This is a genomic window from Diaphorobacter caeni, assembly GCF_015354245.1.
GTDB classification, from domain to species: domain Bacteria; phylum Pseudomonadota; class Gammaproteobacteria; order Burkholderiales; family Burkholderiaceae_C; genus Diaphorobacter_A; species Diaphorobacter_A caeni.
Genome location: NZ_JADKYZ010000002.1, coordinates 379,118 through 391,911, shown reverse-complemented (window position 1 = coordinate 391,911; position 12,794 = coordinate 379,118). Strand labels below are relative to the sequence as shown.

Genomic DNA, 12,794 nt, shown 5'->3' with positions numbered 1-12,794 from the left:
GCATCCCCTCACACGTCCAGTAGCGGGCGGTGCTTGATGTGCCGGGCGAACACGGCCATGAACTGCGGATCGACACGCGCACCCCACACGGCCAGCGAATGGCCGACGATCCAGAGCACCACGCCCGGAATCCACAGTTGCAGGCCCAGCCCGACGGCGGCGGCTAGCGTGCCGTTGGCGATCGCCACGGTGCGCGGTGCGCCGCCCAGCAAGATCGGCTCGGTGAGCGAGCGGTGCAAAGGCACCTCGAACCCGGCCGCGAAGCTGTCCGGGCCGCTCATACGACAGCTCCGCCAGAGAACGAGAAGAACGACAGGAAGAACGAGGACGCGGCGAAGGCGATGCTCAGGCCGAACACGATCTGAATCAGCTTGCGGAAGCCCCCCGACGTGTCGCCGAAGGCCAGCGCCAGGCCCGTGGCGATGATGATGATGACGGCCACGATGCGCGCCACCGGCCCCTGGATGGATTCGAGGATGGATTGCAGCGGGCCTTCCCACGGCATCGAGGAACCGGCGGCCTGCGCGGTTCCGGCCAGGAACAGCAGCAGCGCGGCCAGCAGCAGGCCACGGTAAGCCGGGCCGATCAGGCTGCGCAGGCGCGAAGTACGCGAAGCCGGATTTACAGAAAAACGGAAAGCAGGAACGATCATCTGCGTCATGGCAGTTCTCCAGAGAGGTCAAGGGACGGGGAAGTCGCCGCAGCGGGTGCGGCCTCGGGAAATAGCGGCAGCTCGGGAAACGGCGTCTCCAGCGCGTCCGCCAGTCGGTAGCCCACACCGTCGAAGCCGACGACGCGGGCGATGCTCTCGATGCGGCGCTTGCGCCCGCGACCGGCGATGTGGATCACCACGTTGACCGCCTCGGCGATCAGCGCACGCGGCGGGTTCACCGCCACTTCGAGAATCAGTTGCTCCATGCGCAGCAGCGCGCCCAGCGCGGAGCCAGCGTGGACGGTGGCGATGCCGCCGGGGTGGCCCGTGCCCCACACCTTGATGAGATCCAGCGCCTCGGCGCCGCGCACCTCACCGACGACGACGCGATCAGGCCGCAGGCGCATGGACGAGCGCACCAGCTCTGTCATCGACACCACGCCTGCGCGCGTGCGCAGCGGCACGTGGTCGCGGGCCGCGCATTGCAGCTCCACCGTGTCTTCGAGCACCAGTACGCGGTCGCCCGTGGCGGCGATTTCGGCCAGCAAGGCATTGGCGAGCGTGGTCTTGCCGCTGCTGGTGGCCCCGGCGATCAGGACGTTCTGGCGCTCGCGCACGGCGCGCACCAAAAAGCCCGCCTGGGCGGCGGTCATCATTCCGTCCACGACGTACCGCTCCAGCAGGATCACGCCGATGGCGCGCTTGCGCAGCGCGAAGGCCGGCCCCGGCGCGGCGGGCGGCAAGATGCCCTCGAAGCGTTCGCCGGTTTCGGGCAGTTCGGCCGATAGCAGCGGCTGACCGCGATGCACTTCCGCGCCGACGTGGGCGGCGACCAGGCGGATGATTCGCTCGCCATCGGCCTCCGGCATCTCCACGCCCATCGACGCGCGGCCCGACGACAGGCGATCCACCCAAAGGGTGCGATCCGGGTTGAGCATGATTTCCACCACGTCGGGGTCTTCGAGCGCAGTGGCGATCAGCGGCCCCATTGCCGTGCGCAGCATCTGGATACGCCGGTCGAGCGATGTGGCGCTCATGGATTGGGGAGCGGCGCTCATGACGCACGCTCCCGTGCCTGGGCGGCTGCCGCTGCGTCCTCCATCCGCACCGGGTCGGGGTGCAGTTCCTCCACCACGTCGCGCACCAGGCTGCGCCCGCGCAGCAGGTGGCGGCCAAGCTGTTCGGTGAACTGCTCGAAGCGTGCTTTCCCCTGCGCACGGGCCGCGTCTTGGTGCGCTTCGGGAACTGGCGTGCTGACGGTGAGGTAGTAGCGGATGAACAGCGCCAGCGTTTCGATGGCGATGTTCTGGTCGCGCTCCATGCGCTCGGCCTGGCGCGACAAGCGGTCCAGCCGCTTGGCAATGGCCGCCTCGCGCTGGTCGGCGGCATCGGGCGACAGCCACGATACGAGCGCCGCCGCGACGATGCTGGACTTGGACACGCCTTTCTTGGCGGCCAGTTCATCGAGCCGCTGGGCGTGCTCGGGTTGGATAAAGAGGTTCAGGCGGTAGCTCATAGCTCGATTCCGTCGTTGGGGTCGAGGGACGCCAGCCGGGCCGTGCGCTGCATGGCTGGATCAAGCTGGCGAGGAAGGGGAAGCGGCAGGTCGTCGTCATCGAGCAGCGCGAGGTCGGCTGCGGGCTGGGCCATCTCGGGGTCGTAGGCGACGGTTTCGGAGAGTTCGGGCTGACACCGTGGGCCGCCGTCGTCGGCTGTGCCCAGGTGTTCGAGGCCATCAGCGGATGCCGTGGCCGGTGCATTGGGCGTTGGTGGGATTGCCAGCCCGCTCCAGTCGTCCGGGCGCGATGGCGGTGCATCCGCATAGTTGCCAGCGGCGAGCGCAGGCGGCGGCAGCACGCGCCGCTTGAAATTGGCGTCGGCGTAGTAGCGCAGCTTCGTGGCCTTGATGGGGGCCACGCTGGACACCATCACCACGGCCTCGTCGGGCGGAAGCTGCATGACTTCACCCGGCGTCAGCAGCGGGCGGGCCGTCTCCTGGCGCGACACCATGAGGTGGCCCAGCCACGGCGCGAGCCGATGGCCCGCGTAGTTGCGCTGTGCGCGCAACTCGGTCGCGGTGCCTAAGGTTTCGGAAATGCGCTTGGCGGTGCGCTCGTCGTTGGTGGCGAACGTCACGCGCACATGGCAGTTGTCGAGGATGGAGTGGTTCTGCCCATACGCCTTGTCGATCTGGTTGAGCGACTGCGCGATGAGAAAGCTGCGGATGCCGTAGCCCGCCATGAAGGCCAAGGCCGTCTCGAAGAAGTCGAGCCGGCCCAGGGCCGGAAACTCGTCGAGCATCAGTAGCAGCTTGTGGCGGCGCTCGATGCCGTCGGAGCCGTCGAGCGATTCGGTCAGCCGTCGCCCGATCTGGTTGAGGATCAAGCGGATGAGCGGCTTCGTGCGACTGATGTCCGAAGGTGGCACCACCAGGTACAGCGATACGGGGTGCTCGGCGGAAATGAGGTCGGCGATGCGCCAGTCGCAGCGCGATGTGACTTCGGCCACCGTGGGATCGCGGTACAGGCCAAGGAACGACATGGCGGTGCTCAACACGCCGGAACGCTCATTGTCCGACTTGTTGAGCACTTCGCGCGCCGCCGAAGCAACGACCGGATGCGGCCCCTCGCCCAAGTGCGGCGTGGTCATCATCCGGTGCAAGGTCAGCTCGAAGGGGCTGGCCGGGTCGCTGAGGAAGTTGGCGACGCCGCGCAGCGTCTTGTCTTCGCCCGCATAGAGGACATGCAGGATCGCGCCGACCAGCAGCGCGTGGCTGGTCTTCTCCCAATGGTTGCGCTTCTCCAGCGCGCCTTCGGGATCGACCAGAATGTCCGCGATGTTCTGCACGTCGCGCACCTCATGCGCGCCGCGCCGAACCTCCAGCAGCGGGTTGTAGGCCGCCGACTTCGCATCGGTCGGGTTGAACAGCAGGCAGTGGCTGAAACGGCTGCGCCAGCCGGCGGTGATCTGCCAGTTCTCGCCCTTGATGTCGTGGATGACCGCCGAGGCCGGCCAGCTCAACAAGGTGGGCACTACCAGGCCGACGCCCTTGCCCGAGCGCGTGGGTGCGAACGTCAGGACATGCTCTGGCCCTTCATGGCGCAGGTACTGGCGGTCGTGCTGGCCGAGGAACACGCCGGCCGACTGCGTCAGGCCCGCCTTGCGGATGTCATCCGCGTTCGCCCAGCGGGCCGATCCGTAGGTCGTGACAAGGCGTGCCTGCCGCGAGCGCCATATCGACATGCCGATGGCGACCACCACCGCCAGCAAGCCGCTGCCGCCAGCGATGGCCCCGCCGGTGTCAAAAATGCGGGGCGCATAGGCATCGAAGAAGAACCACCACTCGAACAGTCGCCACGGGTAATAGACCGGCGTGCCGAAGAAATCGAACCAGGGCGAGCCAAGGCGTAGTTGGTAGCCAAGGGCTGCTGCTGTCCATTGTGTGGCGCCCCACACCCCGGCGATCACGATGCCGAATACCACGGCGATCTGACCGAACAGCACGTTCGTCCCTTGCATGACCTGGCCTCCGATTTCTCCTGCGCTGATTCCTTGTGGAAAAGCGGCACAAGAACGTGCCGCACGCGTCAGGATGGGTGCCGAGTCAGTGCCGGTCAAAGACCGTTTGGAGCAGAAAGATCGAGCAAAAAGAAAGAATTAGCGCAGTAGCGCACCAAAGAAAAACGCCGCAAGCGCGGGCGCATTGCGGCGTGTCGGGCAAAAAAATGAAGGTAATGCGGCGAGCCGCCAACAATCAGAACTTGGGCGACTCTTTCGGCGGCGTGTATGGGGTTTCGCCGTCGCCATAGAACCGCTTGCGCGTGGCTTCGGCGACCCGGTTGCACAGCACGTCGCCCAGCGTGGGGCGATCCGTCTTGCACTGCTGCCGCAGCTCCTTGAGCCGTTCGGGGTTGGCAGCCAGTTCCTCCACCGTCGGGATGGTGGTTGCGGAATCAGCGGGCTTCTGTGGAGCTTCGGACTGGCCGCAGGCAGTCAAGAGGGACGCGAGCAAGAACGGAATGATTTTCTTCATGGCACAGGTTCCTCCGGTAGATCGGGATGAAGGTCCGAGACGAGCCGGGCAGACTCTTGCGAGTCGATGGCCAGCACGCGCTCGATGAACCGCGCCAGCACGTCGGACGGCCCTCCTTCTGGACGCAGCAGAAATGTGGTCAGCGGCGGCACGCGTGTCGCCAGCGGCCGCGCCACCACGCCAGGTTCACGGCTCGTCGCGATATGGGCCGCGCCGGTCAAGCCGAGAGCGATGCCCCCTGATACCAGCGCCATCATCAAATCGCAGGACGCGACCCGCTCCGCGATCAGCGGCTCCATGTCGGCACGGCGCAGCACCCGTTCGACGTGCTTGGCATGGCCTTCGCACACTTGTGGATCGCACAAGACCAGCGGATAGCGCAGCAGTTCGTCCAGCGGAATGCGCTTGTGGGCCAGCAGCGGATGCCGTGCCGGCACCGCGACCATCAGCGCATCGCTCCAGGCAGGCACGGCGACGATGCCATCGCCAACCTCGTTGGATTGGGCAAAACCCACGTCGTACAGATCGTCCTGTAGCCCTTTGAGCAGTTGCGACAGCGGCACCTCGAAGAAGCGGATTTCGACCTCGGGTTCTTCCTGCCGGCAAAGTGCAAGCAAAGCAGAGAGGCGTGACGGAGTGACGCCATCGGATAGCGCCACGCGCAACTGCCCGTGAAAGCCATTGGCGGCGGCTTTCACGCTGTCCCGTGCTTGCTCCAGGGCCTTAAGCACGCGGCGCACATGCTCAAGAAATAATGCTCCGGCATGAGTAAGTCGCGTGCTCCGCGTGGTGCGGGCGAAAAGCACCACACCCAAATCTTCTTCCAGTTCCTTGATGGCGCGCGACAACGGAGACTGCTCGATGTGCAGCCGCTCGGCCGCGCGGGCAAAGTGGAGCTCTTCAGCGACCGCTAGAAAGCAACGGAGGTGTCGTAATTCCATAGTTCTTTGGCCTCACGAAGTGTCACTCTCTGACAGGAGAGAAAACCGCATCAACGTGCGCTCCCTGGCCCGCGCATGGTCAACGACGGGCTGCGGGTAGTCCACGCCCAGGCGCAGGCCGCAGGCGGCCAGCGCGGCGGGCTTCATGGCGGCGGGAAAGTGGATGTGCGCATCAGGCACGCGCGCCAGTTCGGGCAGGTAGCGGCGGATGAACTGGCCGCCGGGATCAAAGCGCTGCGACTGGGTGACGGGATTGAAGATGCGGAAGTACGGCTGCGCGTCACAGCCCGTGGAGGCCGCCCATTGCCAGCCGCCGTTGTTGGCGGCCAGGTCGTAGTCGTTCAGATGCTGGGCAAAAAAGCGTTCGCCCCGGCGCCAGTCGATGCCCAGATCCTTGGTCAGAAAGCTCGCCACCACCATGCGCAGGCGGTTGTGCATGTAGCCCGTTTGCAGCAATTGGCGCATGGCGGCATCGACCAGCGGGTAGCCGGTGCGCGCCTCGCACCAGGCCTGCCACAACTCGGGCGCATCGTCCCATTGCACACGCTCGTATTCGGGCTTGAAGCACTGCGTGAGCACCTGCTGGTGGTGCCACAGGATCATGAAGTAGAAGTCGCGCCAGGCCAGCTCCGACAGCCAGGTCTGCGCCCCTTCGCAGCCGCTGGCCGCTTGCCGCGCCGCCAGCGCCGCCATCTGGCGGATGGACACGGTGCCAAAGCGCAGGTGAACCGACAGGTAGGACACGCCCTTGCGGCCGGGGTAATCGCGTGCCTCGTGGTAAGCCGCCATGCGCGGCGCGAAATCTTGCAGCAGGTGCTGCGCGCCGCTCATGCCCGTGGGCAGGGGCAGATCGTGCAGGTTGCCGGGGGCAAAGCCCAGCTCGGCCAGCGCAGGCAGGCGTTCGCCCGCAGGCGGCGGCGCCAGGCGGCGGGCGTGGCGATCGACCGGGTAGGGCTTGAGCTGGAAGGCGTCCAGCCGTTGCAGCCAGGCGCGCTTGTAGGGCGTGAAGACGCTGTAGGGCCGGCCCTGCTGGGTCAGCACCTCGTCATGTTCCAGCAGCACTTGATCCTTGTAATCGCTGAAGGCGATGCCTTGCGCGCGCAGGGCGTCGGCCACGCGGCGGTCGCGCGCGATGGCTTCGGGTTCGTAGTCGCGGTTGGCCAGCACCTCCTGCACGCCCAGTTGCCGGGCAAGCTGCACGATGCACTGCGCCGCCGGGCCATGGCGCACGATGACCCCGCCGCCGGGCGCGCCGCTGCGCACGGCCAGTTGCCCAAGGCGTTCGTGCAGCTCCAACACGCTGGCGTGGATGAAGGCCACGCGCCGGTCTTCGCGGCTGGGCAGCGCATCGAGGATGTCGGTGTCGAACACGAAGGCGCAGTACACCCGCGCATGGCGGCGCAGCGCGTGGTATAGCGCTGCGTGGTCGTCGCAGCGAAGATCGCGGCGCAGCCAGACCAGGGCGCTGGAGGGAGCTGGGGATGCGATACGGGCTGTGGCTGTCATCTTGTCTTGCTTGGGCTTCAGGCTGGCATCAGCACCGGCCCGCCCTTTTCCAGCGCACGCTGATAGGCTGTCCGCTCTTGCATGCGCTGGCGGTAGGCCAGCAGGTGCGGCCATGCGCTTTCGTTGCCGCTGCGCGCCAGGGCGGCTTCGACCGCAAAGCTCATCTGGAAATCGGCCATGCTCAGGTGCTCGCCCGCAAACCACTGCTGTTGCGCCAGGTGAGCATCCATGAAGGTCAGGGCGGCTTTCACATTGGGGCGAATGAGTTTCTGCTGCACCTTGCCGCACAGAATGTGGGCGATCGGGCGCACGAAAAACGGCATGGGCTGGCGCGTGATGGTGTCGAAGACCATGTGCATCAGCAGCCAGTTCATCAATGAACCCTCGGCGTAGTGCATCCAGAAGCGGCAGAGGCGGTGCTCGGGCGTGCCGCGAGCCGGCTCCAGATGGGCGAGATGGGCCGGCGCATGCGCGCCAAAGCGCTCCGCCAAGTATTCGATGATGGCGCCCGATTCGGCCACCACGGTATCGCCATCGACAAGCACGGGCGACTTGCCCAGCGGGTGAATTTCTTTCAGCGCGGCAGGTGCCAGACGGCTTACCGGGTCGCGCCGGTAGAGGCACAGGTCATACGGCACGGCCAACTCTTCGAGCAGCCAGAGGATGCGCTGGGAGCGCGAGGTTTCAAGGTGATGGACGGTGAGCATGGGACTCCTTGGATGTGGCGGTGGCCGAGGCGGCGCGGCGCAGCCAGCGCATCAGACCGCCCAGCACGGGCAGTTTTTCGTACAGCTCCTGGGCGGCGTCCCAGTAGTCGCGGTGCAGCGCCACCCGACCCTGGTGATCGAAGCGCACCAGAGTAGCGCCGCGGATGCATTGCTCCACCCCTGCCCGCCAGCGGCGCATGCGAAAGCGGAATTCCCAAGCCAGGAAAGCCTGCTCGCCCTGCGCGATGTGGTGGGTGACGGTAAAGCGCGGCTGATCCAGCGTGGCGAACATGTGGGCAAAGATCTGCCTGATGGCGGGCACGCCGCGCACGTCGTTGAAGGGATCCTTGAAGTGCGCGTCGGGCGCATAATGCTTGTCCAGCTCAGACAGATGCGCGGGCGAGAGCTGCTCGTACAGCGCAATCAGCCGCTGCGTGGCGGCCTGGGTGTCTGGGTCGATATCAGGATGGACGGGTAGCGTGGCGTTCATGGTCAAAGCCCGGTGATGCGGTGAACGAGAGCGAAATACCAGCGGTAGGGCAGGCAGCGCATGAGCTTGAGCACACTGGTGAAGCGCTGGGGAAAGTGCAGCTCGAATCGGCCGCGCTCCCAGCCGCGCACGATGGCCTGCGCTGCCTGCTCGGGCGTGAGCAGTGCCGGCATGGTGAACGTGTTTTTTGTCGTCAGCGGGGTATCGACGAAGCCGGGGTTGACCAAGCTGACGCCCACACCTTTGGGGCGCAGGTCAAGGAACAGGTTTTCCGCCAGATTGATCAGCGCCGCCTTGGTGGGGCCGTAGGCCAGGCTTTGCGGCAGGCCGCGCCAGCCAGCCACGCTCGCAACCAGGCTCAGGTGCGGCGTGCGCCCGGCGCGGGCCGCATCCAGCAGCGCGGGCAGCACTGCAGCCAGCACATGCAGCGCACCGCTGACGTTGACGCGCTGGTGCTGCAACAGCTCAGGCAAATCCAGCGCGTCGGCCGACATGGGGCGATAGTGACCGGCGCAATAGCACACCAGATCCAGCGGGCCGTCTGCCAGCCGTTGCTGCGCCGCGCTGGCGACGGCCTGCGCGTTGGTCACATCGAACGCGAGCGCTTGGCTGCCGGGGTGCTCTCGCACGAAGTCAGCGAGCCGGGCCTGCTGACGTGCCGATACGCACACCTGCGCGCCACGCGCATGCAGAAGTGCGGCCACGGCGCGCCCGATGCCGCTGGACGCGCCGATCAGCCAGACGCGCCGGCCACGCCAGTCGGTGATGGGAGGATTGAGGGGCACGGCGTCACTCCTTCCTGAAGGACAGCAGCACCTCGCCCAGCGAGACGCCGAACTTGCTCATGGTGGCGCGGTTGAGCATCACGCGCTCGTCGATCAGGAACATCCAGTCGTCGAACTGCACCTCGTACGTCGTGCCGTCCACCGGCAGGCGCAGCGTGTAGTTCCAGCGAAAGGCGTTGCCCGAAGTCTGCCCCTGGGCCTCGCCCACCACGTCGTCAGCGCGGCCGGTGTAGCGGCCATCGGCGTGCTTGGTCAGGCGCCAGACCCGGCGCTCGGTCGTGCCGTCGGAATAGGTGAACGCCTCGTCCAGAACGCCCTGGTTGCCCTGCCAATGGCAGTCCATCACCACGGTGAAGCGGCGCACCACCTCGCCGCCGCGTTTTTGAAACATGCCGTGTGCGCGGATGCGGCCGTTGAAATAGCGATCCAGTTCCAACGTGGGTTGCTGCCGGGCGTAGTCGCTCACCTGCGGATTGGCGCAACCCGCGACGAGCACGGCCGAACCTGCGAGCAGGGCAAAAAACGCATGGCGGCGGGTGTTCATGGTGCGATTCCTTGGGTTGGGTTAGCAGGAGCGATCAGCAGCCGATACAACAGCCAGGCCGCCATGATCTTGAGCACACAGGGCAGCAGCGCATACATCCATGCCAGGTGTTGCAGCGCCAGCGGATCCTGGCTGCCTGGCACGTAGCCCAGCCATTGCAGCAGCGGCAGCGTGGCCCCGGCGGCCAGCGCCAGGTTGAGCTTGCTAGCCAGGTTCCACCAGCCCAGGTAGGCGCCGTCTTGCACGCCCTGCCCACCTTGGCGCGCGATTAGCAAGGCCAGCAGCGCACCGGGCACCGCCAAGTCGGCCCCCAGAGCCGTGCCAGACAGCACGCAGATCACGGCGAAGGCCACCACCTGCCCGCCCTGCAACCCGGCGGCCCAGCCAAAGCAGGCCACTGCCAGCAGCATGCCGACCAGCCACGACCGTTCCAATCCGAGGCGGCGCACCACCCGCAGCCAGACAGGCATGGACAGCGCGGCGCTGACGAAATACAGCACCAGAAACAGCGCAATCTGCGGCGGCGTGGCCTGCAGCCGGTCCTGGGCGAAAAACAGCATCAGCGCAGCCGGGATGGCGCTGGCGATGCCGCTGCACAAAAACACCGCCAGCAGCCGCTGCAAAGGCCGCTGGGTCAGCGGCTGCCAAAGCGGGAGATGGCGCGGCCCGCGCGGCTCAAGCGGCTGGCTTGACGGTGACGGACGTGGTGCCTGCCAGAGCAGCAGCCAGCCCGCCAGCAGTGCCAGCGCAAACACCGCCAGCATGGCGCCTGCTCCCCAGGCTACCGACAGGGCGCTGGCCGCGATCACACCGAGCAGCCCCGGCCCCTCGCGCCAGGCCACGATGCGGCTGCGCTGCACGGCGTCGCCGCCCAGGCGCACCCCCCAGGACTGGTGGCCAATGACCAGCAGGCTGTGCGCCAGGCAGGTGAATAAAAGCCCCGCCACCATCCAGGCGGCCAGCGCCGTCGGCCCCTGCACCAGAGGAAAGAACAGCCCCGCCATGCCGCCGCCCAACAGCAGCGCGCAGACGCCAGCCATCCACAGCACCGCATGCACGCTGCGGCGGTACAGGCGATCACTCAAAAGCCCCAGCAGCGGATCAGTCACTGCGTCCATCAGCCGCACCAGCAACAGCAGCGGCCCGACAGTGGCCAGCGGCAGGCCGAGATCGTTGGTGTAGTAATGCGGCAGCACCACATACAGCGGCAACGCGGCGAAGGCCAGGGGCAGGCCCAGCAGCCCGTAGGCCAATCCGGCACGCCAGGGCAGCGCCTGCGAGGCGTCCAGTGACAGGGTACGGCTCATGGCCCGGCCTTTGGTTTGCGCGCCAGCAGAGCGCTGCGCAGGCCAGGTTCGGACGTGCGCGGTGACAGCCAAATGCCGAAGAAGCGGCGCGCCAGTTCGGCATCGTCGATCAAGCCCAGCGCCTGCGGGCCGCGCCACAGGCGCATGCCCTGCCCCGGCTGGTGCAGGCCCGTGAGGCGCTCACCGGCCTGCACGTCGGGCAGAACCGCGGCCAACGCCTTCAGCCAGAGCTCGGCCTGCGCGGGGGGCAGTTCGCCCTGGCGCTTGATCTCCTCGATGGAACGCCTGGCGATGTCCGCCCCCTTGAAGGCACGGTGATAGGTCAGTTCCAGCGCCAGCGGGTAGGCGCCGAAGTCGGCCGCCTCGAACTGCAGGTCTGCCCACAGGCGGGCGTCGTAGATCCGCAGCCCGAGAAAGCGCATCTGCCCGTGGCCCCACAGGCTGGCCTCGGGCAGCGCCTGCTGGATGAAGGCGGGCGGCGGTTCTGCGCTCTCTGCCGCCGCGCTGGCAACGGCCATGCCCACGGCCAACGCAGCAAACAGTGCAAGGCGCTTCAATGGTGAAAAAAGGTGCAAAGACATGGATATCAAGCGCAAGACGCACCCCTTTTTCAGTCTTTGACCAGAGTGAACTGCACCACGTCGATGCTGCGGCTGTCGAAGGCGGCTTCGCAGTACGCAAGGTAGAACTCCCATGTGCGCAGGAACTTCGCATCAAAGCCCTGCGCCAGCACCTGGGCATGCTGCTGCATGAACGCGCAGTGCCAGCGGCGCAGGGTTTCGGCGTAGTCGGTGCCGAAGGCCAGCTCCTCCACCACGCGCAGCCCCGCCTGCTGCGCCGCCGCGCTAAAGCGCGCCGGGCTGGGCAGGCAGCCGCCAGGGAAGACGTATTGCTGTATGAAGTCCGTGCCCTGCACATAGCGCTCAAACAGCGCATCGTCGATGACGATGCTTTGCACGCAGGCGCGCCCGCCGGGTTTGAGCAAACGCGCCACGGTGCCAAAGTAACCGGGCCAGTAAGCTTGGCCCACGGCCTCGACCATTTCGATGGAGCAAATGGCGTCAAAGGGCGCATCCTGGATGTCGCGGTAATCCTGCAGACGCAGCTCAGCCTGGGTTGCCAGTCCGGCCTGGTGCAGGCGCTGCTGGCCAAACGCCAGTTGCTCGGTAGATAGGGTCACGCCCGTCACCTGGGCCTGAAACTCGCCTGCCGCCATCTCGGCCAGTGCGCCCCAGCCGCAACCGATCTCCAGCACGCGGCTGCCCGGTTGAACCCCGGCGCTGTGCAGCGCCCGGCGCACCTTGGCATGCTGTGCGGCGGTCAGATCACCCGCCAGATCGCCCTGGAACCAGGCCGACGAGTAATTCATGCTTTGATCCAGCCACAGCGCATAGAACGCGTTGCCTAGGTCATAGTGGGCGTGGATGTTGCGCCGGCTGCCGGTGCGCGTGTTGCGGTTGAGCAGATGACGCAAGCGGTAGGCCAGCCGCCCCCACCAGGCACCGTACACCAGCGACTCCAGCGCGTTGCGGTTGGCCATCAGCAGGCGCAGCAGATCGGCCAAATGCGGCGTGCTCCAGTGCTGCTCGATATAGCCCTCGGCCAGGCCGATGTCGCCCGAGCGCATGACCGCGCTGAACACCCGCCAATCGTGCAGGCGCAGGCTGGCATGCGGCTGGCCGCCCTGGCCCAGTTGAAGGGCGCTGCCGTCGGGCAGCTCCAGATGCAGCGTGCCGTGCTCAAGGCGCTGCAACAGGCGCAGGGCGTGGCGCGCATTCGCGGGCAGGCCCGCAGGCAAATGAAATGGCAAAGCAGTGGTGGTGTTCATG

Annotated in this window: 15 protein-coding genes; all 15 read right to left on the bottom strand. The window is 66.7% G+C overall.

The features are described 5' to 3' along the window. Positions 1 to 8: 8 nt before the first annotated feature. Positions 9 to 281 (bottom strand): VirB3 family type IV secretion system protein, encoded by a 273-nt coding sequence (locus tag ISG32_RS05765; protein ID WP_008786754.1) that lies wholly within the window; start codon positions 279 to 281, stop codon positions 9 to 11. After that, positions 278 to 661, bottom strand: coding sequence for a TrbC/VirB2 family protein (locus ISG32_RS05760; RefSeq protein WP_194770049.1), 384 nt, complete (start codon positions 659 to 661; stop codon positions 278 to 280). The genes ISG32_RS05765 and ISG32_RS05760 overlap by 4 nt, the downstream gene beginning before the upstream one ends. Continuing rightward, entirely contained in the window at positions 658 to 1,710 is a 1,053-nt protein-coding gene (gene trbB / locus ISG32_RS05755; RefSeq protein WP_194770048.1) for a P-type conjugative transfer ATPase TrbB, read from the bottom strand. The genes ISG32_RS05760 and trbB overlap by 4 nt, the downstream gene beginning before the upstream one ends. Beyond that, positions 1,707 to 2,168 carry a CopG family transcriptional regulator gene (locus ISG32_RS05750; protein WP_194770047.1) on the bottom strand — a complete coding sequence of 154 codons (462 nt, stop codon included), beginning with the start codon at positions 2,166 to 2,168 and terminating at the stop codon, positions 1,707 to 1,709. The genes trbB and ISG32_RS05750 overlap by 4 nt, the downstream gene beginning before the upstream one ends. After that, positions 2,165 to 4,171 (bottom strand): conjugal transfer protein TraG, encoded by a 2,007-nt coding sequence (locus tag ISG32_RS05745; protein WP_194770046.1) that lies wholly within the window; start codon positions 4,169 to 4,171, stop codon positions 2,165 to 2,167. The genes ISG32_RS05750 and ISG32_RS05745 overlap by 4 nt, the downstream gene beginning before the upstream one ends. 235 nt (positions 4,172 to 4,406) lie before the next feature. After that, on the bottom strand, positions 4,407 to 4,685 hold the full coding sequence (locus ISG32_RS05740) for an EexN family lipoprotein (RefSeq protein WP_194770045.1): 279 nt from the start codon (positions 4,683 to 4,685) through the stop codon (positions 4,407 to 4,409). After that, the gene (locus tag ISG32_RS05735) at positions 4,682 to 5,626 is read right to left on the bottom strand and encodes a LysR family transcriptional regulator (RefSeq protein WP_194770044.1); all 945 of its coding nucleotides are present in this window, start codon (positions 5,624 to 5,626) and stop codon (positions 4,682 to 4,684) included. Before ISG32_RS05735 ends, ISG32_RS05740 begins: the two co-directional genes overlap by 4 nt. Before the next feature lie 12 nt (positions 5,627 to 5,638). Further along, entirely contained in the window at positions 5,639 to 7,132 is a 1,494-nt protein-coding gene (locus tag ISG32_RS05730; RefSeq protein ID WP_194770043.1) for a cryptochrome/photolyase family protein, read from the bottom strand. A gap of 17 nt (positions 7,133 to 7,149) precedes the next feature. Next, positions 7,150 to 7,839 (bottom strand): glutathione S-transferase family protein, encoded by a 690-nt coding sequence (locus ISG32_RS05725; protein ID WP_194770042.1) that lies wholly within the window; start codon positions 7,837 to 7,839, stop codon positions 7,150 to 7,152. After that, entirely contained in the window at positions 7,817 to 8,329 is a 513-nt protein-coding gene (locus ISG32_RS05720) for a nuclear transport factor 2 family protein (RefSeq protein ID WP_194770041.1), read from the bottom strand. The genes ISG32_RS05725 and ISG32_RS05720 overlap by 23 nt, the downstream gene beginning before the upstream one ends. Positions 8,330 to 8,331: 2 nt before the next feature. Continuing rightward, entirely contained in the window at positions 8,332 to 9,114 is a 783-nt protein-coding gene (locus tag ISG32_RS05715; RefSeq protein ID WP_194770040.1) for an SDR family NAD(P)-dependent oxidoreductase, read from the bottom strand. Between the two features lie 4 nt (positions 9,115 to 9,118). Beyond that, positions 9,119 to 9,658 carry a DUF3833 domain-containing protein gene (locus ISG32_RS05710; RefSeq protein ID WP_194770039.1) on the bottom strand — a complete coding sequence of 180 codons (540 nt, stop codon included), beginning with the start codon at positions 9,656 to 9,658 and terminating at the stop codon, positions 9,119 to 9,121. Further along, the gene (locus ISG32_RS05705; protein ID WP_194770038.1) at positions 9,655 to 10,965 is read right to left on the bottom strand and encodes an MFS transporter; all 1,311 of its coding nucleotides are present in this window, start codon (positions 10,963 to 10,965) and stop codon (positions 9,655 to 9,657) included. The genes ISG32_RS05710 and ISG32_RS05705 overlap by 4 nt, the downstream gene beginning before the upstream one ends. Further along, complete coding sequence (locus tag ISG32_RS05700; RefSeq protein ID WP_194770037.1) at positions 10,962 to 11,546, bottom strand: chalcone isomerase family protein; 585 nt, start codon at positions 11,544 to 11,546, stop codon at positions 10,962 to 10,964. The genes ISG32_RS05705 and ISG32_RS05700 overlap by 4 nt, the downstream gene beginning before the upstream one ends. A 29-nt stretch (positions 11,547 to 11,575) precedes the next feature. Further along, a complete protein-coding gene (locus ISG32_RS05695; protein WP_194770036.1) occupies positions 11,576 to 12,793 on the bottom strand; it encodes an SAM-dependent methyltransferase in 1,218 nt (405 codons plus the stop codon). Between the last annotated feature and the right edge of the window lies 1 nt (position 12,794).

Coding starts and splice junctions, on each gene's coding strand:
- ISG32_RS05765 (WP_008786754.1), bottom strand. CDS start 281: ATGAGCGGCCCGGACAGCTTCGCGGCCGGGTTCGAGGTGCCTTTGCAC.
- ISG32_RS05760 (WP_194770049.1), bottom strand. CDS start 661: ATGACGCAGATGATCGTTCCTGCTTTCCGTTTTTCTGTAAATCCGGCT.
- trbB (WP_194770048.1), bottom strand. CDS start 1,710: ATGAGCGCCGCTCCCCAATCCATGAGCGCCACATCGCTCGACCGGCGT.
- ISG32_RS05750 (WP_194770047.1), bottom strand. CDS start 2,168: ATGAGCTACCGCCTGAACCTCTTTATCCAACCCGAGCACGCCCAGCGG.
- ISG32_RS05745 (WP_194770046.1), bottom strand. CDS start 4,171: ATGCAAGGGACGAACGTGCTGTTCGGTCAGATCGCCGTGGTATTCGGC.
- ISG32_RS05740 (WP_194770045.1), bottom strand. CDS start 4,685: ATGAAGAAAATCATTCCGTTCTTGCTCGCGTCCCTCTTGACTGCCTGC.
- ISG32_RS05735 (WP_194770044.1), bottom strand. CDS start 5,626: ATGGAATTACGACACCTCCGTTGCTTTCTAGCGGTCGCTGAAGAGCTC.
- ISG32_RS05730 (WP_194770043.1), bottom strand. CDS start 7,132: ATGACAGCCACAGCCCGTATCGCATCCCCAGCTCCCTCCAGCGCCCTG.
- ISG32_RS05725 (WP_194770042.1), bottom strand. CDS start 7,839: ATGCTCACCGTCCATCACCTTGAAACCTCGCGCTCCCAGCGCATCCTC.
- ISG32_RS05720 (WP_194770041.1), bottom strand. CDS start 8,329: ATGAACGCCACGCTACCCGTCCATCCTGATATCGACCCAGACACCCAG.
- ISG32_RS05710 (WP_194770039.1), bottom strand. CDS start 9,658: ATGAACACCCGCCGCCATGCGTTTTTTGCCCTGCTCGCAGGTTCGGCC.
- ISG32_RS05705 (WP_194770038.1), bottom strand. CDS start 10,965: ATGAGCCGTACCCTGTCACTGGACGCCTCGCAGGCGCTGCCCTGGCGT.
- ISG32_RS05700 (WP_194770037.1), bottom strand. CDS start 11,546: ATGTCTTTGCACCTTTTTTCACCATTGAAGCGCCTTGCACTGTTTGCT.
- ISG32_RS05695 (WP_194770036.1), bottom strand. CDS start 12,793: ATGAACACCACCACTGCTTTGCCATTTCATTTGCCTGCGGGCCTGCCC.